The organism is Streptomyces rhizoryzae, from assembly GCF_023155275.1.
Lineage (GTDB): Bacteria > Actinomycetota > Actinomycetes > Streptomycetales > Streptomycetaceae > Streptomyces > Streptomyces rhizoryzae.
The window spans coordinates 1-20,715 of record NZ_JALMUV010000071.1 but is presented as its reverse complement, the minus strand read 5'-3'; the positions used below and the strand labels follow the sequence as shown (position 1 = coordinate 20,715).

Sequence of the window (20,715 nt, the reverse complement as noted above, 5' to 3'; positions counted from 1 at the left end):
GCGCCGATGGTACTGCAGGGGGGACCCTGTGGGAGAGTAGGACGCCGCCGAACTCAACGTAAGAGAAAGCCTCGCCCGGGAACTTCGGTTCCCCGGCGGGGCTTTCTTGCGTTGCCGACGGGGACCCGCGGCGCGGCGCAGCCGGCGGGCCAGGTAAAGTCGGGGGCATCATCGGCATATTTTTCCCACAGGAGGCTTCCGCGTGGAGGTCCAGGAGACGCGGATCCAGACAGATCGCGTCCTCACCATCCCGAATATCTTGAGCATGGCGCGCCTGGTCGGCGTGCCGCTGTTCCTGTGGTTGATCCTCTGGCCAGAATTCGGGGGCCCGAAGGCCGATGGCTGGGCGCTGCTGGTGCTGGCGCTGAGCGGCGTCAGCGACTACCTCGACGGCAAGCTCGCCCGCCGCTGGAACCAGATCAGCAGCCTGGGCCGGATCCTCGACCCGGCCGCCGACCGCCTGTACATCCTCTCGACCCTGGTCGGTCTGACGTGGCGGGACATCCTCCCGGTCTGGCTGACCGCGGCGCTGCTCGCCCGGGAACTGATGCTGCTGATCGCGGTCGGTTTCCTCGGACGCCACGGCTACGGGCCTCCCCAGGTGAACTTCCTGGGCAAAGCGGCTACGTTCAACTTGATGTATGCCTTCCCGTTGCTGCTGCTCAGCGACGGAAGTGGCTGGCTTCACACACTCGCTGCTATTTTCGGATGGGCGTTCGCCGGATGGGGTACAGCGCTCTATTGGTGGGCAGGGATCCTCTACGTGGTCCAGGTCCGCCGCATCATCAGGGCGGACGCCACGGCCGACTGAGCTCGCCGGTACGGCAGGAATGTGCCAAGGCCCAGCGCCCGCTCGCAGAAATAGCGGGCGCTCTTGACAAGTGAAGTCGGCAAGACCGTCGTCTCTTTGAGGAGGACGCTTCCGACATGAAGGCCGTTGTGATGGCTGGTGGCGAAGGAACACGGCTTCGCCCCATGACGTCCAGCATGCCCAAGCCACTGCTCCCCGTGGCCAACAGGCCGATCATGGAGCACGTGCTGCGGCTGCTGAAAAGGCACGGTCTCACCGAGACGGTTGTGACCGTGCAATTCCTGGCCTCCCTCGTCCGGAACTATTTCGGGGACGGGGAAGAGCTGGGGATGGAACTCACCTATGCCAATGAGGAAAAGCCCCTCGGCACCGCCGGCAGTGTGAAGAACGCCGAGGAGGCCCTCAAGGACGACGCCTTCCTCGTCATCTCCGGGGACGCCCTCACCGACTTCGACCTCACGGACCTGATCCGGTTCCACAAGGAAAAGGGCGCCCTGGTCACCGTATGCCTCACCCGGGTGCCCAACCCGCTGGAGTTCGGTATCACCATCGTCGACGAGGGCGGGCGGGTCGAACGGTTCCTGGAAAAGCCGACCTGGGGACAGGTCTTCTCGGACACCGTGAACACCGGCATCTACGTGATGGAGCCGGAGGTCTTCGACTACGTCGACCCGGACGTTCCGGTGGACTGGTCCGGGGACGTCTTCCCGCAGCTGATGAAGGAAGGCAAGCCCATCTACGGCTATGTCGCCGAGGGCTACTGGGAGGATGTCGGCACCCATGAAAGCTATGTGAAGGCCCAGGCCGATGTGCTGGAGGGCAAGGTCGACGTCGATATAGACGGCTTCGAGATCTCGCCCGGAGTGTGGGTCGCCGAAGGCGCCGAGGTCCACCCGGACGCGGTGCTGCGCGGTCCCCTCTACATCGGCGACTACGCCAAGGTCGAAGCGGGTGTGGAGATCCGCGAGCACACCGTCGTCGGCTCCAACGTCGTCGTCAAGAGCGGTGCGTTCCTGCACAAGGCCGTGGTGCACGACAACGTCTACCTCGGGCAGCAGAGCAATCTGCGCGGCTGCGTGATCGGCAAGAACACCGACATCATGCGGGCCGCGCGGATCGAGGACGGCGCGGTCATCGGCGACGAATGCCTGATCGGTGAGGAATCCATCGTCCAGGGCAATGTGCGGGTCTACCCCTTCAAGACGATCGAGGCGGGCGCGTTCGTCAACACCTCGGTGATCTGGGAATCCCGCGGCCAGGCGCACCTCTTCGGTGCCCGCGGCGTGTCCGGCATCCTGAACGTCGAAATCACCCCGGAACTCGCCGTGCGGCTCGCCGGCGCCTACGCCACCACGCTGAAGAAGGGCGCCACGGTCACCACCGCACGCGACCATTCCCGCGGCGCCCGGGCGCTGAAGCGCGCGGTGATCTCCGCGTTGCAGGCGAGCGCCATCGACGTACGCGACCTGGAGAACGTCCCGCTGCCGGTCGCCCGGCAGCAGACCGCCCGGGGCAGCGCCGGCGGCATCATGGTGCGGACCACGCCCGGTGTGCCGGACTCGGTCGACATCATGTTCTTCGACGAGCGCGGCGCGGACCTCTCCCAGGGCGGCCAGCGCAAGCTCGACCGCGTCTACGCGCGCCAGGAATACCGGCGCGCGTTCCCCGGCGAGATCGGCGACCTCCACTTCCCCTCCAGCGTCTTCGACTCCTATACGGGAGCGCTGCTGCGGGCGGTGGACACCAGGGGCATCAGCGAGTCCGGCCTGAAGGTCGTCGTGGACGCCTCGAACGGCAGCGCGGGTCTCGTCCTGCCCAGCCTCCTGGGCCGCCTCGGCGTCGACTCGCTGACCATCAACCCGGGCCTGGACGAGTCCCGGCCGACCGAGACCGCCGAGGCCCGCCGCGCCGGCCTGGTCCGGCTCGGCGAGATCGTGGCCTCGGCCCGCGCCGCGTTCGGGGTGCGCTTCGACCCCGTCGGCGAGCGGCTGTCCCTGGTGGACGAGCGCGGCCGGATCATCGAGGACGACCGGGCGCTGCTGGTGATGCTGGACCTGGTCGCCGCCGAGCGCCGCACCGGACGGGTGGCGCTCCCGGTGACCACGACCCGGATCGCCGAGCAGGTGGCGGCGTACCACGGCACCCAGGTCGAGTGGACGACGACCTCGCCGGACGACCTGACCAGGGTGGGGCGGTCGGACGGCACGGTGTTCGGCGGCGACGGCCTGGGCGGGTTCATCATCCCGGAGTTCAGCAGCGTCTTCGACGGCGCGGCCGCGTTCGTCCGGCTGATCGGCCTGGTGGCCCGTACACAGCTCACGCTGAGCCAGATCGACGCCCGCATCCCGCGGGCACACGTCCAGCGGCGTGACCTGGCGACGCCGTGGGCGGTCAAGGGCCTGGTGATGCGGCACGTCGTGGAGGCGGCCGGCGACCGGGACGTGGACACCACCGACGGCGTGCGGATCGTGGAGGCCGACGGGCGGTGGGTGCTGGTGCTGCCCGACCCCGCCGAGGCGGTCACGCACCTGTGGGCCGAAGGCCCCGACGACGCCTCCGCCCAGCAGCTGCTGGACGAGTGGGCGGCCGTCGTGGACAGCGCCGGACGCTGACCCCGGCCCACCGGCGTGCCGCGCGGTCGGCACGCCGGTGGGGCCGTTGGGAGACCGTGACGCCGACGTGCGACGATGTGCGGCATGTCGCAGCAGCGCCCCGATCGGAGCAACCCCCACCCCTCGGCCGCGCGCCCCGATGCGTCCATGTCGCTGCTGACCAACGTGATGGATCACAGTCTCGACGACGGGTACGCCGAGGCAGCCGCCCGCAGGTCCGCCGACGGCGCCGGCGGCCTGCCGCGCACGCTGCGCGCGAAGTTGGGGCTGGCGGCCGGACTGGTGCTGGCGGCGCTGGTGGTGACCGTGGGCGCGGCGCAGGCGCGGGTCTCGGCGCCGACGCTGGCCAAGGAGCGCGAGGAGCTGATCCACCGCATCCAGAAGGGCACCGCCGAGGCCGACACCCAGCAGCAGCGGGTGGACGCGACCCGGGACGCGGTCGACCGGATGCAGCGCGAGGCGCTCAAGCAGCACGGTGACGGCACGGTGGAGCTCCTGTCGCTGCTGTCCGGTTCGACGCAGGTCACCGGGCCGGGCGTGAAGCTCGTCGTGGACGACGCCAAGGGGTCGCAGTCGGGCACCGGCGGGCCGCGCGAGAGCAGTGACTTCTCGGACACCGGCCGGGTGCGCGACCGTGACATGCAGCGCCTCGTGAACGGCCTGTGGCAGTCCGGCGCCGAGGCGGTCTCCGTCAACGGGCAGCGGCTGACGTCCCTCTCGGCGATCAGAGCCGCGGGAGACGCCATACTGGTCGACAACAAGCCGCTGGTGCCGCCCTACACGGTGCTGGCGGTGGGGGACGGGCAGCGGCTGAGCACCGCGTTCCAGGACAGCGCCGACGGCCAGTATCTGCACGCGTTGCAGGAGAACTTCGGGGTGCGCGCCAGGATTTCCGTCGAGAACGAGGTCACGCTGCCGCCCGCGCCCAGTGTGACCGTACGTACCGCAAAGCCGAAGGCCGGTGCCGCGAAGGCGGCGGGCACCGACACAGGGAAGGGCACATCGTGATCGCCGTACTGGGCCTCATCGTGGGAGTCGTGGTCGGACTTGTCGTCCGTCCCGTGGTGCCGACGGTGGTCGAGCCCTACTTGCCGATCGCTGTCGTCGCCGCGCTGGACGCCGTGTTCGGCGGTCTGCGCGCAATGCTGGACGGGATCTTCGACGACAAGGTCTTCGTGGTCTCCTTCCTCTCGAACGTGGTGGTCGCCGCGCTGATCGTCTTCCTCGGCGACAAACTGGGCGTCGGCGCCCAACTCTCCACCGGCGTCGTGGTGGTGCTCGGGATCCGGATCTTCTCCAACGCCGCCGCGATCCGCCGGCACGTCTTCCGGGCGTGAGGCCGATGGCACCGGAGGAGAACCCCGCGCACCACGAGCCGGAGCGGACGCCCGAGGAGGAGCGGACGCCCGAGCGGCCGCCGGACCGCACCGCCGGCCCGGAGGAGGAGCGGCCGCACCCGGCCGGCCGCCGCCCGATGCCGCCCGAGATCCCCCGCAGGCCCGGATGGGCCGTGGCGGAGGGCCCCGGGGAAGAGGGGCGCCGGGAGGCGGCCCCTGGGAAGGCCGGTACACCGGAGGGAACGGACGACACGGTCGAACCGGGAGAGTCCGGGCCACCGGCAGCGGCCGGGGCGCCGGAGGAACCGGCGGCATCCGGTGACGCGCCGGAGGGCGCGGGACGGGACGCGGCCGGACCGGCGGACGGGGCCGGCGGGGCCGGGGCGGCGGACGCCGGGCGCACGCCGCCCGCGAGGACCGGCCGGCAGCGGCTCGCGGCCAGTCTCTGGCCTCCGCGGCTGACCCGCGCTCAACTGATCGTCGCGTTGCTCCTGTTCATTCTCGGCCTCGGCCTCGCGATTCAGGTACGTTCCACAAGTGACAGCAGTGCGCTGCGGGGCGCGCGTCAAGAGGACTTGGTGCGCATCCTGGACGAACTGGACAACCGCTCCCAGCGGTTGACGGATGAGCAGCGGCGCCTGGAAGGGCAGAAGACCGAGCTGGAGAACAGCTCGGACCAGGCCGAGGAGGCCCGTAAACAGACCGTGGAGAAGGAACAGCAGCTGGGCGTGCTGGCCGGGACCGTCGCGGCGCAAGGCCCCGGCATCAACCTGACCATCAACGACCCGCACCACTCCGTGGAGGCGGACAAGCTGCTGGACACCATCCAGGAGCTGCGGGCGGCCGGGGCCGAGGCCATCCAGGTCAATGACGTACGCGTCGTCGCGAGCACCTACTTCTCGGACCAACGGGGCGGGGTGGAGGTCGACGGCAAGCGCGTCACGCAGCCGTACCGGTTCAAGGTCATCGGCAAGCCGGAGGACCTGGAGCCGGCGCTCAACATCCCTGGCGGAGTGGTCCAGACACTGGAGAAGGAGCAGGCCACGGTGTCTGTGACCCGGGAAGGGAAGATCATTGTGGACGCCTTGCGGGACCCGAAGCGGCCTGACTACGCTCGGTCGTCATCGCAGTGAGGCATCCACGTATGGTGATGGCCCGACGAGGGCATGACGTAGCGGGGGGTCGACGCACCGTGCGTGTGGTGTGTGGTGGAAACTGTCTGAAGGCCACGGACGTTCACAGGATGTCCGGATCGGCTGGTGTGTGCATCGAGGGTTCGTCCTGCCCCACGGGCGGGTCTGTGTCGTACAAGGGGAATCGCCCGTGAAGTTGTTTGGAAAGCTGTTCGGCAAGAGCGCCCGCCAGGAAGGCGACAGCGGCTCCGCGCGGCACCGCGCCCCGCGCCGGGCGGAGGAGGGCGCCGAGCCCGAGAACCGTCCGCTCTTCCGTGACGAGGTCGGCGGTCCGTCCGGGGGGCACGGCGCGGGTTCTGTTGACCCCTCCGGTGCCGGCCGCATAGGTTCCCAGGAACCATCAGCCACGCAGACGGGTGGAGGTTCGGCCTTGCCGGTTTGTACGAGGTGCGGACACCGGAACGCCGAGGCGAGCCGGTTCTGCTCCAACTGCGGCGCGCCGCTGCGCGCGGGCGCCCAGCCCGAGCGGGCCTCGGAGACGACCTCGACGATCTCCATCTCGGGGATCGAGGCGTACGACGCGGAGGCGACCGGCCAGACCCTGTCGCCCGCGCTCTCCCCGGAGGCCCAGGCCGCCGTCGACGCGCTGCCGATGGGCTCGGCGCTGCTGGTCGTCCGCCGCGGTCCGAACGCCGGCAGCCGCTTCCTGCTGGACGGCGAGCTGACGACGGCGGGCCGCCACCCGCAGGGTGACATCTTCCTCGACGACGTGACGGTCTCCCGCAGCCACGTGGAGTTCCGCCGCGGACCGGACGGCCGCTTCACGGTCACCGACGTCGGCAGTCTGAACGGCACGTACGTCAACCGCGAGCGGATCGACTCGGTCGTCCTCTCCAACGGCGACGAGGTGCAGATCGGCAAGTACCGCCTGGTCTTCTACGCGAGCCAGCGAGGCGTCGGGATCTGACCGCCCAGGGAAGGCATATGCGCCACACACCGACAGGCGGTGCCGGTCCGTCCGGCACCGCCTCCTCGGGCCCCTCGGACCGCAAGCCGATGAGCATCGGCAGGGTGCTCAACGTCCTGCGGGAGGAGTTCCCCGAGGTCACCATCTCCAAGATCCGGTTTCTGGAGTCCGAGGGGCTGGTCGAGCCGCAGCGCACGCCTTCCGGGTACCGCAAGTTCACCGCGGCGGACGTCGAGCGGCTGGCGAACGTCCTGCGGATGCAGCGGGACCACTACCTGCCGCTGAAGGTCATCAAGGAGCACCTCGACGCCCTGGAACGGGGCGAGCAGGTGCAGCTGCCGGCCCCCGCCGCACCGCCCCGCGACCTGGTCGAGGGCGTTCTGGAACGGGACGAGGACCGTCCGACGGCGGCCCGGATCGGCCGCCCGGAGCTGCTGGCCGCCACCGGGGTGACGGAGGAGGTGCTCGCCGGCTGGGAGTCGTACGGGCTCATCGTCCCCCAGCAGGACGGGGAGTACGACATCGAGGCGGTCGGCGTCGCCAAGCTCGTCGCGGAGCTGGGCCGCTTCGGTCTGGAGCCGCGTCACCTGCGGGCGGTGAAGGCGGCCGCGGAGCGCGAGGCGGGGCTGGTCGAGCAGGTCGTGGCACCCCTTCGGCGGCACCGCAATCCGCAGACCCGGGCGCATGCGGAGGCCACCGCGCGGGAGCTGGCGACGCTGTCGGTACGGCTGCACGCGGCGCTGTTGCAGAGCGCCCTGCGCGTCCGTCTGCCATGAGCGGACGAGTCCCGACTACCCAAACCGGCCGGGCACGGCCTAGGGTTGCTGTGTGAACGAGCTCGACGTCGTGGGTGTCCGGGTGGAGATGCCTTCCAGCCAACCGATCGTGCTGCTGCGGGAGGTGGGGGGCGACCGCTACCTGCCGATCTGGATCGGGCCGGGAGAGGCCACCGCCATCGCCTTCGCCCAGCAGGGCATGGTCCCTGCCAGGCCGCTGACGCACGACCTGTTCAAGGACGTGCTCGAAGCGGTGGGCCAGGAGCTGACCCAGGTCCGCATCACGGATCTGCGCGAAGGGGTCTTCTACGCCGAGCTGGTCTTCGCCAGCGGCGTCGAAGTCAGTGCCCGGCCGTCGGACGCGATAGCGCTGGCGCTGCGCACCGGGACCCCGATCTTCGGTACCGACGGGGTGCTGGACGACGCGGGCATCGCCATCCCGGACGAGCAGGAGGACGAGGTGGAGAAGTTCCGCGAGTTCCTCGACCAGATCTCGCCGGAGGACTTCGGGACCAACCAGTGACCGGCCAGGCGAAGCGCCTGATTCCGGCCAACCTGTAATCCTTTCCCCGTGACGAGTCACGAGAAACCACTCGTAGGGTGATTATCACTCGGCGTGGCGAGCGCGGCGATCGTTGACGCACCCCGAGTGACTGCATACCGTCGATATGGCAGGTCCCGTCCGGGACGTGGAGGACGGAGGGCGGCGTGGCAATCACCGGCGACGGTACGGCGGCGGAAGGGGCATTGCCGCTCCACACGGGCGCGGCGGCGAACCGCGGTCCGGTACAGGCCGCCGCGGTGTCGGGAGACCGCGAGGCGGAGAACATCGGCTACCGCGGACCGACCGCATGCGCGGCGGCGGGCATCACCTACCGGCAGCTCGACTACTGGGCGCGGACGGGCCTCGTGGAGCCCAGCATCCGGCCGGCCTACGGCTCCGGGACGCAGCGGCTCTACAGCTTCCGGGACGTCGTCGTCCTGAAGATCGTCAAGCGGCTGCTGGACACCGGCGTCTCGCTCCAGAACATCCGCACCGCCGTCCAGCACCTGCGGGCGCGCGGTCTGGCGGATCTGACCCGGATGACGCTGATGAGCGACGGCGCGACGGTCTACGAATGCACCTCGCCCGACCAGGTCGTGGACCTGCTCCAGGGCGGCCAGGGGGTCTTCGGCATCGCGGTGGGCGTGGTGTGGCGGGACGTGGAGGGCGTCCTGTCGCAGCTCCACGGCGAGCGGGTGGACACCGGCGAGACGCTGATCGGCAAGAACCCGCACGACGAGCTGGCGCGCCGGCGCAACCGCGCGGGCTGACGGCGGCGGGCGGCCCGCGGCCCGGGCGCGGACCGATTGTCAGTGGTGTGCGGCAGCATCGGTGGTGTGAGACGTGCGCCGACCATCCTGCATCTGGACATGGATGCGTTCTACGCGGCCGCCGAGCAGGCGGCCAAGCCGAGTCTGCGCGGCAAGCCCGTCATCGTCGGCGGGATCGGGCCGCGTGGGGTGGTCGCGACGGCGTCGTACGAAGCGCGGGTCTTCGGGGTGCGGTCGGCGATGCCGACGGCGCAGGCCCGCCGGCTGTGCCCGAACGCCGCATACCTCAGCCCCCGCTTCACGCTCTACCGCCAGGTGAGTGAAGCGGTCATGGAGCTGCTGCGGGCCCTCTCGCCGCTGGTGGAGCCGCTGAGCCTGGACGAGGCGTTCGTGGACCTGGAGGCGGGCGGGGTGGCGCCGGAGACCGCCGCGGCGCGGGCCGTGGGGGAGCGGCTGCGGCGCGACATCCGGGCGGTGACCGGGCTGACCGGTTCGGTGGGGCTGGCCGGCGCCAAGATGCTCGCCAAGATCGCGTCCGAGGCGGCGAAGCCGGACGGGCTGGTCGTCATCGAGCCCGGCACCGAGCGGGAGCTGCTGGGGCCGATGCCGGTGCGCACGCTGCCCGGCGTCGGACCGGCGACGGCCGAGGCGCTGCGCCGGGCCGGCCTGCACACCGTCGCCGAGACCGCGGAGGCCGGCGAGGCGGAGCTGGTGCGGCTGCTGGGCAAGGCCCACGGGACGGGGCTGTACGCCATGGCGCTGGGGCGGGACGAGCGGCCGGTGGTGGCCGAGCGGGACGCGAAGTCGGTGTCGGTGGAGGACACCTTCGAGGTCGACCTGACCGACCGGACGCGGGTCCGTACGGAGGTGCTGCGGCTGGCCGACCGGTGCGTGGCGCGGCTGCGGGGCGCCGGGCGGTCCGGCCGGACGGTGGTGCTCAAGGTGCGGAACTACGACTTCTCCACGCTGACCCGGTCCGAGACGCTGCGCGGGCCCACCGACGATCCGGCGGTCGTGCGGGAGGCCGCGGTGCGGCTGCTGGAGACGGTGGACACCACCGGCGGGGTCCGGCTGCTGGGCGTGGGGGTCAGCGGGCTGGCCGACTTCACGCAGGAGGACCTGTTCGCCCAGCTGGCCACGGAGCGGGAGGCCGGGGAGCAGGCGGCGGGCGGGGCCGCGGAGCCGGAGGGGGCGGCGGTGGGGGAGCCGGCGGCCCGGGAGCAGCCGGTGCGGCGCTGGCATCCGGGGGTGGACGTGGTCCACGAGGAGTTCGGCGCCGGATGGGTGCAGGGCAGTGGGGTGGGGAGGGTGACCGTGCGGTTCGAGACGCCGTGGTCCGCACCGGGGAGGGTGCGGACCTTCGCCGTCGACGATCCGGCGCTGCGGCCGGGTGAGCCGCTGTCGCTGCTGGGCGGCCCGGATCAGCCGTCCGCGCCCGCGATCCGCCCGAAGCCGGTGTCGCCGCCGGATCCGCCGGATCCGGCGGGCCCGGCGGGATCCCCGGCCGGGGAGGAGATATCCAGGCGGTAGTGGTGGTAGAGCTGGAGTTCCTGCTCGGGGGAGAGGTGCCGGCCGACGCCGAAGTCCGGGGCGTCCTTGATCAGCTTGCGGTCGTAGGGGATGTGCAGGCTGTCGCCGACCATCGTGCTCGGCTCCAGGGGGACGAACGCGTCCCGGCTGAACAGGCCGGTACGGACGGCCGCCCACTCCGGTTCGCCCGTCGCGTCGTCGAGGTAGACCTCGTCGACGGTCCCTATTTTCGCGCCGTTCCGGTCGAACGCTTTGCGGCCGATGAGGCTCCGGGGATCGATATCGGTTTGCACGGTCCCTCCACGTGGTCGCAACTGCCGTGTGTCAACTACGAAACGGCACATTTCATGCCCCGGCCACTCGAAGGATCGTTCCGGCGGTGCGCTGGTAGGCTGACGATTGGCCGTCGACCCCATGCGGGAGAGTCCTTAGTCGTTCGTTCGACGGGGCGCCGAAGGAGCAAATCCTCCCCGGAATCTCTCAGGCACACGTACCGCATGGACGAGGTCACTCTGGAAAGCAGGGCGGGCCACGGACAGGCACCAATGCCGGAACCCCTCCTCACCGACGGTGAAAGCCGGTCCGCAGCCCGCGGGCCGGTGAAGCTCTCAGGTTGAGATGACAGAGGGGGAGGCCGTCCGGGCACCAGCGCCGTGGTGCCCCTCGCAGGTCGCATTGACCAGGAGGCCCCCGCAGATGACCAGTCCCCGCATCTCCCTGACCGAGCTGGAGCGCGGCACCCCGTTCGAGCGTCGGCACATCGGCCCCGACCATGAGGCGCAGGCCAAGATGCTCGCGCAGGTCGGCTTCGGCTCGCTGGACGAGCTGACCGCCGCCGCGGTCCCCGACGTGATCAAGAGCGCCGAGGCGCTCGGCCTGCCGCAGGCCCGCACCGAGGCGGAGGTCCTGGCCGAGCTGCGGGCGCTCGCCGACCGCAACCAGGTCCTGTCGTCCATGATCGGCCTGGGCTACCACGGCACGTTCACCCCGCCGGTGATCCTGCGCAACGTCATGGAGAACCCGGCCTGGTACACGGCGTACACCCCGTACCAGCCGGAGATCTCCCAGGGCCGCCTGGAAGCGCTGCTGAATTTCCAGACCGTGGTCGCCGACCTCACCGGACTGCCCACCTCCGGCGCCTCCCTCCTGGACGAGGGCACCGCGGCCGCCGAGGCGATGGCGCTCTCCCGCCGGGTCGGCAAGGTCAAGCAGGGCGTCTACCTCGTCGACGCGGACTGCCTGCCGCAGACCGTCGCCGTCCTGCGGACCCGCGCCGAACCGACCGGCGTGGAGGTCGTGGTGGCCGACCTCGCCGGCGGCATCCCGGACGAGATCGCCGAGCGCGGGGTCTTCGGCGTGCTGCTCCAGTACCCGGGCGCGTCCGGCGCGGTGCGCGACCCGCGGGCGGTCATCGAGCGGGCCCACGAACTGGGCGCGGTCGTCACCGTCGCCGCCGACCTGCTGGCGCTGACCCTGCTCACCTCGCCCGGGGAGCTGGGCGCGGACATCGCGGTCGGCACCAGCCAGCGGTTCGGCGTCCCGATGGGCTTCGGCGGCCCGCACGCCGGCTTCATGGCCGTCCGCGAGCAGTACGCCCGCAGCCTGCCCGGCCGCCTGGTGGGCGTCTCCGTCGACGCCGACGGCAACAAGGCGTACCGCCTGGCCCTCCAGACCCGCGAGCAGCACATCCGCCGCGAGAAGGCCACCAGCAACATCTGCACCGCCCAGGTGCTGCTCGCCGTCATGGCCGGCATGTACGCCGTCTACCACGGCCCCGACGGGCTGCGCACCATCGCCCGGCGCACCCACCGCTACGCCGCCGTCCTCGCCGAGGGCCTGCGGGCCGGCGGGATCGAGCTGGTCCACGACGCGTACTTCGACACGCTCACCGCGCGGGTGCCCGGGCGGGCCGCCGAGGTCGTCGCCGCCGCCCGCGAGGCCGGTGTCAACCTCCGCCAGGTCGACGCCGACCTCGTCGGCATCGCCTGCGACGAGACCACCGGCCGCGCCCAGCTGGCCGGCGTCTGGGGTGCCTTCGGGGTGCAGGGTGACATCGACGCGCTGGACGCGGCCGCCGCCGACGCCCTGCCGCAGGAGCTGCTGCGCACCGACGACTACCTCACCCACCCGGTCTTCCACCGGCACCGCTCCGAGACCGCCATGCTGCGCTACCTGCGCACCCTGGCCGACAAGGACTACGCGCTGGACCGTGGCATGATCCCGCTCGGCTCCTGCACGATGAAGCTGAACGCCACCACCGAGATGGAGCCGGTGACCTGGCCGGAGTTCGGGCAGCTGCACCCGTTCGCCCCGGCCGAGCAGGCGCAGGGCTACCTCACCCTCATCCAGGAGCTGGAGGAGCGGCTCGCCGCGGTCACCGGCTACGACAAGGTGTCGATCCAGCCCAACGCCGGTTCCCAGGGCGAGCTGGCCGGACTGCTCGCGGTCCGCGCCTACCACCGCGCCAACGGGGACGAGCAGCGCATCGTCTGCCTGATCCCGTCGTCGGCGCACGGCACCAACGCCGCCAGCGCCGTGATGGCCGGGATGAAGGTCGTCGTCGTCAAGACCGGCGCGGACGGCGAGGTGGACACCGACGACCTGCACGCCAAGATCGAAAAGCACCGGGACGAGCTGGCCGTCCTGATGGTCACCTACCCGTCCACCCACGGTGTGTTCGAGGAGCACATCACCCAGATCTGCGCGGCGGTGCACGACGCCGGCGGCCAGGTCTACGTGGACGGCGCCAACCTCAACGCCCTGGTGGGCCTGGCCGAGCCCGGGAAGTTCGGCGGCGACGTCTCGCACCTGAACCTCCACAAGACGTTCTGCATCCCGCACGGCGGCGGTGGCCCCGGCGTCGGCCCGGTCGCGGTCCGCGCCCACCTCGCGCCGTACCTCCCCAACCACCCGCTCCAGCCCACCGCGGGCCCGGAGACCGGTGTCGGCCCGATCTCCGCCGCCCCCTGGGGCTCGGCCGGCATCCTGCCGATCTCCTGGGCGTACGTCCGCCTCATGGGCGGTGCGGGCCTCAAGCGCGCCACCCAGGTCGCGGTGCTCAGCGCCAACTACATCGCCAAGCGCCTGGAGCCGCACTACCCGGTGCTCTACACCGGCCCCGGCGGGCTGGTCGCGCACGAGTGCATCATCGACGTCCGGCCGCTGACCAAGGCGACCGGTGTGAGCATCGACGACGTCGCCAAGCGGCTCATCGACTACGGCTTCCACGCGCCGACGATGTCCTTCCCGGTGGCCGGCACGCTGATGATCGAGCCCACCGAGAGCGAGGACCTGGCCGAGCTGGACCGGTTCTGCGACGCGATGATCGCCATCCGTGCGGAGATCGAGAAGGTCGGCTCGGGGGAGTGGGACAAGGACGACAACCCGCTGTGCAACGCCCCGCACACCGCGGCCGCGCTGGGCGGCGAGTGGTCCCACCCGTACAGCCGCGAGGAGGCCGTCTTCCCCGCCGGGGTCGTGGCCGCGGAGAAGTACTGGCCGCCGGTGCGCCGGATCGACGGCGCCTTCGGTGACCGCAACCTCGTCTGCTCCTGCCCGCCGCTCGACGAGTACGAGGGCTGAGCACCGCCGGCCGCCTGAGCGGTGGCAGCAACAAGGGCCCTCGGCGATGCGCCGGGGGCCCTGGTGGTACGTGCCGGGTGGCCGCGATCAGGCGGCGGCGGTCACCCGGGGCGTGCCGAGCGGCCGGTGCGGGGCGATGACCTGCCCGTCCGGCAGCAGCTCACCGGTGTCCTCGAAGAGCAGGACGCCGTTGCACAGCAGGCTCCAGCCCTGCTCCGGGTGGTGCGCCACCAGCTGGGCGGCCTCCCGGTCGGTGGAGTCAGCTGACGGGCATGGCGGTTGATGCTGGCACATGGAAGTTGTCTTTCGCTGCGGAGTGGTGAACGTCGTGCGGCTCGATGAGGTGGTCATGGCCGCTCCCCCGTTTCCTGTCGGTCCCAGTCTTGCCCCACGGAAGGGATTCCGCAGGGATTTCGCAGCAGCGGTACTCACTCGGTACCGACGCGTCACCCGTGCGGGCGGTTGCTCCCAAGTGAGCGTGGCCCCCGGTGCGTTGAGGCGCTACCGGCGGGCAGGGGGCGGACAAAGTGGTGCGCCCCGCGGCCGGGGCGGCCACGGGGCGCACGGGTGCACGGCGAGCGCGGGCGTTGCCCTTCCTCCCTGCCGGGGCGGAACGCCGGTGCGGCGGCGGACCGGTCAGGCCGGTTCGCGGAGCAGCGGCGGCGCGGGCGGCGCGGGCGGGGCGCCCAGGCGCAGGGTCAGGCGGGGCAGCAGATCGGCGACCCGCTGGGGGAGGTACGAAGCGATGCCGGGCGGGGCGGGGGCCAGCGGCACCAGGAGGTCACCGGGGGCGGGCAGCCCGCCGGCGCCGTCCGCGGAGAGGTCGTGGTGCAGCCAGAGGGTGAGCATGTACAGCTCCGGTACCGACAGCAGGCGCGGCTGGTAGGGCGCGCTGAGCGACTCCGCCTGGAGCAGGGCCCGTTCCGTCGCGGCGACGTAGGGGCCGTCGCAGAAGTGCGAGAACGCCCAGCCGTCCGGGGTGAGCCGGGCCTCGGCGGCCGCCACGGCGTGCTCCCCGCCGCGGACCAGGAAGCGCCAGCCGACCAGCCGGGTGCGCGGCGGACCGGCCTGGCCGACGCCGTCCCAGACGTGGACCGGGAGCGGGTGATCGGGGCTCAGCGGGCCCTGATGCGTGCGCAGCGCGGCGGTCGGTGCCTCCCGGACCGCGGTGGGCGAGCCGAGGGCGGTGAGCACGCTGCGCAGGGCAGGCGCGGGGGCAGCAGGAACATGCAGCGGCATGGCGGGTCGCCTCTCGCTTCGGAGACACGGTGGAGCGCGGCAGTGCGGACGACGCTGTCTGCGGGCGGGTCAGAGCATGGCTGACCGGTGCTGCGGACCGGCGGGTCGGACGCGGTGCCGGGGGCACCGGGGGAACACCGCCGGACGCGGCGCCACATCTCTGCCTCGTGAGCGAAGTTTATACGACATATGTTCTGAAAGTGTTTCCGCTACTCGCCTTGAGAATTTCCGGCAAGGCGGAATCCGGACCGGTATCCAGGGCGATTTCCGCCGCTTTGTGCGGAAAGCCGAAGAGGTCACCTCGCAATTCACCGGCGGAACGGTAGGCCGGAACCCATCGGTGTTTTTAACGAGTGAATTGCGCTCGGCCCTGGCCGCGGAGATATGCCGCTGGAAAGTGCCCCGCGACCGGCCCTACGAGCCTAGCGGTCCCGGCATGCCCCTGAGGCGTTATCGATCAGATTGCCGGGCATCATCGACCGTAGCGCGTGCCCGGGGGCCCCGGGGGCGGGCCGAAGGGGCCCGTGGCCGCGGGCCGTTCACTCTAGGAGGGACCCGCCGATGGGGGAGAAGGTCGCCGCGGGCGGGAACGCCCTGGCGGACCGGGAACGTTATAGAAGAAAGCTCCACGACTGCCTGGAGGCATTGCAGCGACTGCTGGCGGAGAAACGGTTCGACCGCCCCAAGAATCTCATGGGGCTGGAGATCGAGCTGAATCTCGCGGGCGCCGACGGCCTGCCCCGCATGCTGAACTCCCAGGTCCTGGAAAGGATCGCCAGCGGGGATTTCCAGACCGAACTCGCCCAGTGCAATCTTGAGGTCAACATCACCCCGCACCGATTGTCCGGACACGTTCTGGACCAGCTCGCCGAGGAACTCCGCGCCGGCCTCGGCTATGCCGAGAGGAAAGCCCGCGAGGTCGCCGCCCGCATCGTCATGATCGGCATCCTGCCCACCCTGCACGCCCACGACCTCACCGTCTCCAGCCTCTCCGCCAACGACCGCTACGTCCTCCTCAACGACCAGATGCGGGCCGCCCGCGGCGAGGACTTCGTCATCGACATCCAGGGCGTCGAGCGCCTCGCCACCCGCTCGCCCTCGATCGCCCCCGAAGCCGCCTGCACCTCCGTGCAACTGCACCTCCAGGTGACGCCCGGGCGCTTCGCCGCCGTCTGGAACGCCGCCCAGGCCATCGCCGCCGCCCAGATAGCCGTCGGCGCCAACTCCCCGTTCCTCTTCGGCCGGGAACTCTGGCGCGAGTCCCGCCCGCCGGTCTTCCAGCAGGCCACCGACACCCGGGCCCCCGAACTCCAGGCCCAGGGCGTGCGCCCGCGCACCTGGTTCGGCGAACGGTGGGTGGACTCCGCCTACGAGCTGTTCGAGGAGAACCTGCGCTTCTTCCCGCCGCTGCTGCCGCTGTGCGGCCCCGAGGAACCCCTGGCCGTCCTCGATGACGGCGGAGTGCCCGACCTAGCCGAACTGGTGTTGCACAACGGAACGATCTATCGATGGAACCGCCCCGTCTACGCCGTCGCCGACGGCGTCCCGCACCTCCGCGTCGAGAACCGCGTCCTACCGGCCGGCCCGACCGTCGCCGACGTCATCGCCAACACCGCGTTCTACTACGGGCTGGTGCGCGCCCTGGCCGAACAGCCGCGCCCGGTCTGGACCCGGCTCCCGTTCACCACCGCCGCCGCCAACTTCGACGCGGCCTGCCGGCACGGCATCGAAGCCACCTTCCACTGGCCCCGGCCCGGCCGCGCGGGCGGCCTCACCGAGATCTCCGCCGTCCGCCTCGTCCGGCAGGAACTCCTCCCCCTGGCGGCCGCCGGACTGGACGCCTGGGGCGTCGAACCCCGCGACCGCGACCGCTACCTGGGCATCATCGAGGCCCGCTGCGCCCGCCGCGTCAACGGGGCGTCCTGGCAGGCCGCCGCGTTCCGCCACGCACGGCGCCAGGGCCTGGGCCGGGAGGCCGCGCTGGCCGCGATGACCCGGCGCTACAGCGAACTGATGCACACCGGGGAGCCGGTGCACACCTGGCCGGTCACCTGGCCGGTGACCGGCACCGGAGCCGTCGTGCCGGCCCAGCGACGGCGGGCGGCCGGGGGGATGATGCCGTGAAGGGCGCGGCGCAGCGCGGCGGAAGGGCGCGGGCGGCCTGTTGCCCCGGTGGTCAGCGGGCCGCGGCGTTGGCCCAGATGCCCAGAAGGGCCTTGAGCTCCCGGGGCGGTGGCGGGTCGGCGGGCGCGGCCGCGTACGGCTGCGGATCGCGTCCCCCGGCCGCGGTGGTGAGCCGGAGGTCGGGGCGGCCGTTGTCGGCCCGGAAACCGTGGTCGCGCAGGGTGCGCTGGCCCGCGGTGTCGGCGAGCAGGGTCAGGAAGCGGTTGGCGGCCCGGCTCTGGTCGGCGGTCAGCGACGCGTCGTCGACCAGGGTGTACGGGTAGTCGAGCCGGGCGGTGCCGTCCGTCGGGTAGAAGAGGTCGAGCGCCGGGCCGCCGCCCCGGTGCGCGTTGTGCGCGTAGGCGGCCTGTTCGGACAGCAGCAGCGCCTGATTGCGGCGCGGATTGCCCGCCTCGCCCCCGGAACCGTCGCGCGGCAGGGTGGCCAGCAGCTGCCCGTCGCCGTCCACGACCCGCTCGGAGAGGAGGGCGGCCGCGGCGGCGGTGCGGGTGGCGGCCTCGGCCCGGGTGCCCGCCTCCTTCCCGTCCGCGGCGCCGATCCGGGCCAGGGCGAGCAGTCCGGTGGCGCTGTGCGCCGGATCGGCGACGCCCAGCCGCAACCCCCCGCCGGCCGCGGTCCCGGCCAGCCCCGTCCACGGGTACGTCCGGCCCGGCCAACCCAGCGTCTTGGCGGCCGACGGAACCGCGCCGAGGACGATCGGTGACGACGCGATGGAGCCGACCGCGGTCAGCGACGAACCCCGCTCGTCGGTGACCCGGTCCACCCACAGGCTCGAATCCGGCACCCACACCTGGAACGCCGGGTCGGCCGGGCGCCCGGCGAGCGCGTCGGCGACCTCCGAGGCGGCCTGGGCGTTCACCGAGACGTCCAGGCACTTGCCGTCGCTGCGGATCCCGTCCTCGCGGGCCTGGCCGGCCACCGCCTCCAGCGCGGGCGCCACATCGGGCGAGGCGACCACTTCCAGCCGGACGGAGTCGCCGCCGCAGCTCCGCCCGAACGGCAGGAGGCCGCCGCGCAGGGCCACGAGGGCGCCGGCGACGGCCGTGACGGCGACCGCGGTGGCGATCACGGCGGTCCGGCGGCGGGCGCGGGGGCGGGGGGACCCCGTTCTGTGCGGTGTGGAGTCGTCGGGCAAGCTGTGACGTCCCATGCGGTAGCGCCTCTCCTGATACTCGAAAGGCCCGGAGCTCCGGACCTCCATCGGGATCGATGCGGACGGGAACACCTCCGGAGGGAGGGCGCCCGTCCCCGGCCTGTCGCGCGCGATCTTCGTACCTGCTTTCGAGACCCTAGCGGGGCGAAGGCGGCCAAGAGGTGGGATCGCGGAAGTGGAGGAAACCTTTGCAGTCGGATACAAGTCCCGTGGCGGACGCGGACGTTCCCGGCGCGGGCGGCGGCCCGGGGCGGCCCCCCGAGGCGGCCGGGGAGCCCGCGCGGCGCCTGCTGCGCAACGAGACGCTGATCGTCCTGGCCCTCTCTCTGGGCGCCAGCGCGGTATCGGCCCTGATCAGCTTCGTCGGATCGCTGACCCGGCCCGGCGGCCTCAAGCACCAGGCGGCGACGCTCAACGCCTCGCACGCGCCGGGCCGGCACTGGCTGGATCTCGCCTGGCAGGTGTTCGGGATCGCAACGGCTCTGGTACCGGTGGTGCTCGTGGCCCACCTGCTGCTGCGCGAGCGGGCCGGGGGACTGCGCGCGATCGGCTTCGACCGGCGGCGGCCCGGCTTCGACCTCGGCGTGGGCGCCGGACTGGCGGCCGCCATCGGGGGCAGCGGACTGCTGCTCTATCTGGGCGCGCAGGCGGCCGGGTTCAACCTGACGGTGGTGCCCGAGGCGCTGCCCCACACCTGGTGGCGGGCCCCGGTCCTGATCGCCTCCGCGGTGCAGAACGCGGTCCTGGAGGAGGTCATCGTCGTCGGATACCTGCTGCGCAGACTGGGGCAACTGGGCTGGACGCCCTGGGCGGCGGTGGCGGCCTCCGCGGTACTGCGCGGGTCGTACCACCTCTACCAGGGCGTCGGCGGATTCGTCGGCAACATGGTGATGGGCGTGATCTTCGCCCTGGTGTACCGGCGCTGCCGCCGGGTGGGGCCGCTGGTCGCCGCGCACGCCCTGATCGACACCGTGGCGTTCCTGGGGTACGCGCTGCTCGCGGGGAAGGTGTCCTGGTTGCCGACGGCGTGACGCGCGGGTGAACGGGCGCGCGGGTGGGGCGGCCGGCCACCGGGGCGCCGGGCGGCCGGACCGCGGGGCGGGCCGCCGGACGGCCGGGGCCCGCGCTCCCGCGCACCGGGCGGCCGTCAGGCGGTGGCGAGCAGTTCGCCGTCGATGACGGTCACCGCCGAGCCGGTCAGCAGCGTGCGGTCGCCGCGCAGCACGGTCCGGACCCGCCCGGTACGGGCGCCGCCCTGGTGGCCGACCAGGGTGTCCCGGCCCAGCCGCGCCGACCAGAACGGGGCGAGCGCGGTGTGCGCGCTGCCGGTCACCGGATCCTCGGCGATGCCGACACCGGGGAAGAAGCCGCGGGAGACGAAGTCGTAGCCGCCCTCGGGGTCCTCGGCGCGGGCGGTGGCGATCACGCCCCGCCCGCCGTGCCCGCCCAGCAGGGCGAAGTCCGGGGCCAGGTCCCGCACGGACCTCTCGTCGGGCAGTTCGAGCAGCAGGTCACCGACGTGCGGACCGGTGCTGTGGGCGGAGCGGATCTCGACGTCGCCGAGCGCCCGTACGACGGTGTCGGGTACGTCCACCGGGGTCAGCGGAGCGGTCGGGAAGTCCATGGTGATCGAGCCGCTGTCGTCGGCGGTGGTGATCAGAACCCCGCTGCGGGTGCGGAAGCGGACGGTGCCGGTCGCCGTTCCCGTGGTGTGCAGCACGTGGGCGGTGGCCAGGGTGGCATGGCCGCACATGTCCACCTCCGTGGCCGGCGTGAGCCAGCGCAGCGCCCAGTCGGCGTCGCCACCCGGGGGCAGCGGGTGCGCGAAGGCGGTCTCGGAGAGGTTGACCTCGCCGGCGACCTGCTGGAGCCAGGCGTCCTCGGGGAACGTGTCGGAGTCGAGCAGCACGACTCCCGCGGGGTTTCCGGCGAACGGGCGCTCGGTGAAAGCGTCGACGATGCGAATCCTCATGGCCGGAGCCTAGGGGCGGCCCGAGTCCACCGGCCAAGTCCAATTGCGGGGGAGTGGACTGGGTGGGGGGGGAGGTGGACTTGGTGGGGGAGGTGGATTGGGGGG

18 protein-coding genes and 1 riboswitch are annotated in these 20,715 nt (G+C 72.0%); of the genes, 13 read left to right on the top strand and 5 right to left on the bottom strand.

Annotated elements, in window-relative coordinates; translation table 11 throughout:
• Positions 1 to 202 precede the first annotated feature (202 nt).
• The 10 genes from clsA to MUU72_RS33350 all read left to right on the top strand — a co-directional run bounded on the left by clsA (position 203) and on the right by MUU72_RS33350 (position 10,480).
• Entirely contained in the window at positions 203 to 811 is a 609-nt protein-coding gene (gene clsA, locus MUU72_RS33395) for a cardiolipin synthase ClsA (RefSeq protein ID WP_248017208.1), read from the top strand.
• A gap of 116 nt (positions 812 to 927) precedes the next feature.
• A complete protein-coding gene (locus MUU72_RS33390; protein WP_248017207.1) occupies positions 928 to 3,423 on the top strand; it encodes a mannose-1-phosphate guanyltransferase in 2,496 nt (831 codons plus the stop codon).
• Between the two features lie 84 nt (positions 3,424 to 3,507).
• Positions 3,508 to 4,431, top strand: coding sequence for a DUF881 domain-containing protein (locus MUU72_RS33385; protein WP_248017206.1), 924 nt, complete (start codon positions 3,508 to 3,510; stop codon positions 4,429 to 4,431).
• Positions 4,428 to 4,760: a small basic family protein gene (locus tag MUU72_RS33380; protein WP_003984969.1), complete on the top strand. Its 333-nt coding sequence runs from the start codon at positions 4,428 to 4,430 to the stop codon at positions 4,758 to 4,760. The genes MUU72_RS33385 and MUU72_RS33380 overlap by 4 nt, the downstream gene beginning before the upstream one ends.
• 173 nt (positions 4,761 to 4,933) lie before the next feature.
• A complete protein-coding gene (locus MUU72_RS33375) occupies positions 4,934 to 5,893 on the top strand; it encodes a DUF881 domain-containing protein (protein WP_248017205.1) in 960 nt (319 codons plus the stop codon).
• 130 nt (positions 5,894 to 6,023) lie between these two features.
• A complete protein-coding gene (locus MUU72_RS33370; protein WP_248017209.1) occupies positions 6,024 to 6,860 on the top strand; it encodes an FHA domain-containing protein in 837 nt (278 codons plus the stop codon).
• Positions 6,861 to 6,877: 17 nt separating this feature from the next.
• Positions 6,878 to 7,636: a transcriptional regulator FtsR gene (gene ftsR, locus MUU72_RS33365; RefSeq protein WP_248017204.1), complete on the top strand. Its 759-nt coding sequence runs from the start codon at positions 6,878 to 6,880 to the stop codon at positions 7,634 to 7,636.
• Positions 7,637 to 7,688: 52 nt separating this feature from the next.
• Entirely contained in the window at positions 7,689 to 8,159 is a 471-nt protein-coding gene (locus MUU72_RS33360; RefSeq protein ID WP_016571419.1) for a bifunctional nuclease family protein, read from the top strand.
• A 185-nt stretch (positions 8,160 to 8,344) separates the two neighbouring features.
• Positions 8,345 to 8,950: a MerR family transcriptional regulator gene (locus MUU72_RS33355; protein WP_248017203.1), complete on the top strand. Its 606-nt coding sequence runs from the start codon at positions 8,345 to 8,347 to the stop codon at positions 8,948 to 8,950.
• A gap of 66 nt (positions 8,951 to 9,016) precedes the next feature.
• Complete coding sequence (locus MUU72_RS33350) at positions 9,017 to 10,480, top strand: DNA polymerase IV (protein WP_248017202.1); 1,464 nt, start codon at positions 9,017 to 9,019, stop codon at positions 10,478 to 10,480.
• Here MUU72_RS33350 and MUU72_RS33345 read toward each other — a convergent pair.
• Positions 10,372 to 10,824: a PRC-barrel domain-containing protein gene (locus MUU72_RS33345; RefSeq protein WP_248017201.1), complete on the bottom strand. Its 453-nt coding sequence runs from the start codon at positions 10,822 to 10,824 to the stop codon at positions 10,372 to 10,374. The two genes, MUU72_RS33350 and MUU72_RS33345, sit on opposite strands and share 109 nt — an antisense overlap.
• 63 nt (positions 10,825 to 10,887) lie before the next feature.
• Positions 10,888 to 10,986: riboswitch (glycine riboswitch) on the top strand.
• 190 nt (positions 10,987 to 11,176) lie between these two features.
• On the opposite strand from MUU72_RS33345, the gene gcvP reads away from it, so the two are divergent.
• Complete coding sequence (gene gcvP, locus MUU72_RS33340) at positions 11,177 to 14,062, top strand: aminomethyl-transferring glycine dehydrogenase (RefSeq protein WP_248017200.1); 2,886 nt, start codon at positions 11,177 to 11,179, stop codon at positions 14,060 to 14,062.
• An 87-nt stretch (positions 14,063 to 14,149) separates the two neighbouring features.
• Here the strand turns inward: gcvP and MUU72_RS33335 are convergent, their stop codons facing one another.
• Positions 14,150 to 14,356 carry a DUF5999 family protein gene (locus tag MUU72_RS33335; protein WP_066988197.1) on the bottom strand — a complete coding sequence of 69 codons (207 nt, stop codon included), beginning with the start codon at positions 14,354 to 14,356 and terminating at the stop codon, positions 14,150 to 14,152.
• A 342-nt stretch (positions 14,357 to 14,698) separates the two neighbouring features.
• Positions 14,699 to 15,301, bottom strand: coding sequence for a hypothetical protein (locus tag MUU72_RS33330; protein WP_248017199.1), 603 nt, complete (start codon positions 15,299 to 15,301; stop codon positions 14,699 to 14,701).
• Positions 15,302 to 15,862: 561 nt separating this feature from the next.
• Here MUU72_RS33330 and MUU72_RS33325 point away from each other — a divergent pair.
• Positions 15,863 to 17,425 carry a glutamate-cysteine ligase family protein gene (locus tag MUU72_RS33325; protein WP_248017198.1) on the top strand — a complete coding sequence of 521 codons (1,563 nt, stop codon included), beginning with the start codon at positions 15,863 to 15,865 and terminating at the stop codon, positions 17,423 to 17,425.
• Between the two features lie 52 nt (positions 17,426 to 17,477).
• Here the strand turns inward: MUU72_RS33325 and MUU72_RS33320 are convergent, their stop codons facing one another.
• Positions 17,478 to 18,635, bottom strand: coding sequence for a substrate-binding domain-containing protein (locus MUU72_RS33320; protein WP_248017197.1), 1,158 nt, complete (start codon positions 18,633 to 18,635; stop codon positions 17,478 to 17,480).
• A 191-nt stretch (positions 18,636 to 18,826) separates the two neighbouring features.
• Between MUU72_RS33320 and MUU72_RS33315 the strand changes: the two genes are divergently transcribed.
• Positions 18,827 to 19,669, top strand: a complete 843-nt coding sequence (locus MUU72_RS33315) for a CPBP family intramembrane glutamic endopeptidase (protein WP_372503293.1) — start codon at positions 18,827 to 18,829, stop codon at positions 19,667 to 19,669.
• Between the two features lie 116 nt (positions 19,670 to 19,785).
• On the opposite strand, the gene MUU72_RS33310 is transcribed toward MUU72_RS33315, so the two are convergent.
• The gene (locus tag MUU72_RS33310; RefSeq protein ID WP_248017195.1) at positions 19,786 to 20,610 is read right to left on the bottom strand and encodes a PhzF family phenazine biosynthesis protein; all 825 of its coding nucleotides are present in this window, start codon (positions 20,608 to 20,610) and stop codon (positions 19,786 to 19,788) included.
• Positions 20,611 to 20,715 lie beyond the last annotated feature (105 nt).

Bases quoted from the DNA above. Each gene is read 5' to 3' on its own strand.
- MUU72_RS33390 (WP_248017207.1), top strand. From the start codon at position 928: ATGAAGGCCGTTGTGATGGCTGGTGGCGAAGGAACACGGCTTCGCCCC.
- MUU72_RS33385 (WP_248017206.1), top strand. From the start codon at position 3,508: ATGTCGCAGCAGCGCCCCGATCGGAGCAACCCCCACCCCTCGGCCGCG.
- ftsR (WP_248017204.1), top strand. From the start codon at position 6,878: ATGCGCCACACACCGACAGGCGGTGCCGGTCCGTCCGGCACCGCCTCC.
- MUU72_RS33345 (WP_248017201.1), bottom strand. From the start codon at position 10,824: ATGTGCCGTTTCGTAGTTGACACACGGCAGTTGCGACCACGTGGAGGG.
- gcvP (WP_248017200.1), top strand. From the start codon at position 11,177: ATGACCAGTCCCCGCATCTCCCTGACCGAGCTGGAGCGCGGCACCCCG.
- MUU72_RS33335 (WP_066988197.1), bottom strand. From the start codon at position 14,356: ATGTGCCAGCATCAACCGCCATGCCCGTCAGCTGACTCCACCGACCGG.
- MUU72_RS33330 (WP_248017199.1), bottom strand. From the start codon at position 15,301: ATGCCGCTGCATGTTCCTGCTGCCCCCGCGCCTGCCCTGCGCAGCGTG.
- MUU72_RS33325 (WP_248017198.1), top strand. From the start codon at position 15,863: ATGGGGGAGAAGGTCGCCGCGGGCGGGAACGCCCTGGCGGACCGGGAA.
- MUU72_RS33320 (WP_248017197.1), bottom strand. From the start codon at position 18,635: ATGGGACGTCACAGCTTGCCCGACGACTCCACACCGCACAGAACGGGG.
- MUU72_RS33310 (WP_248017195.1), bottom strand. From the start codon at position 20,610: ATGAGGATTCGCATCGTCGACGCTTTCACCGAGCGCCCGTTCGCCGGA.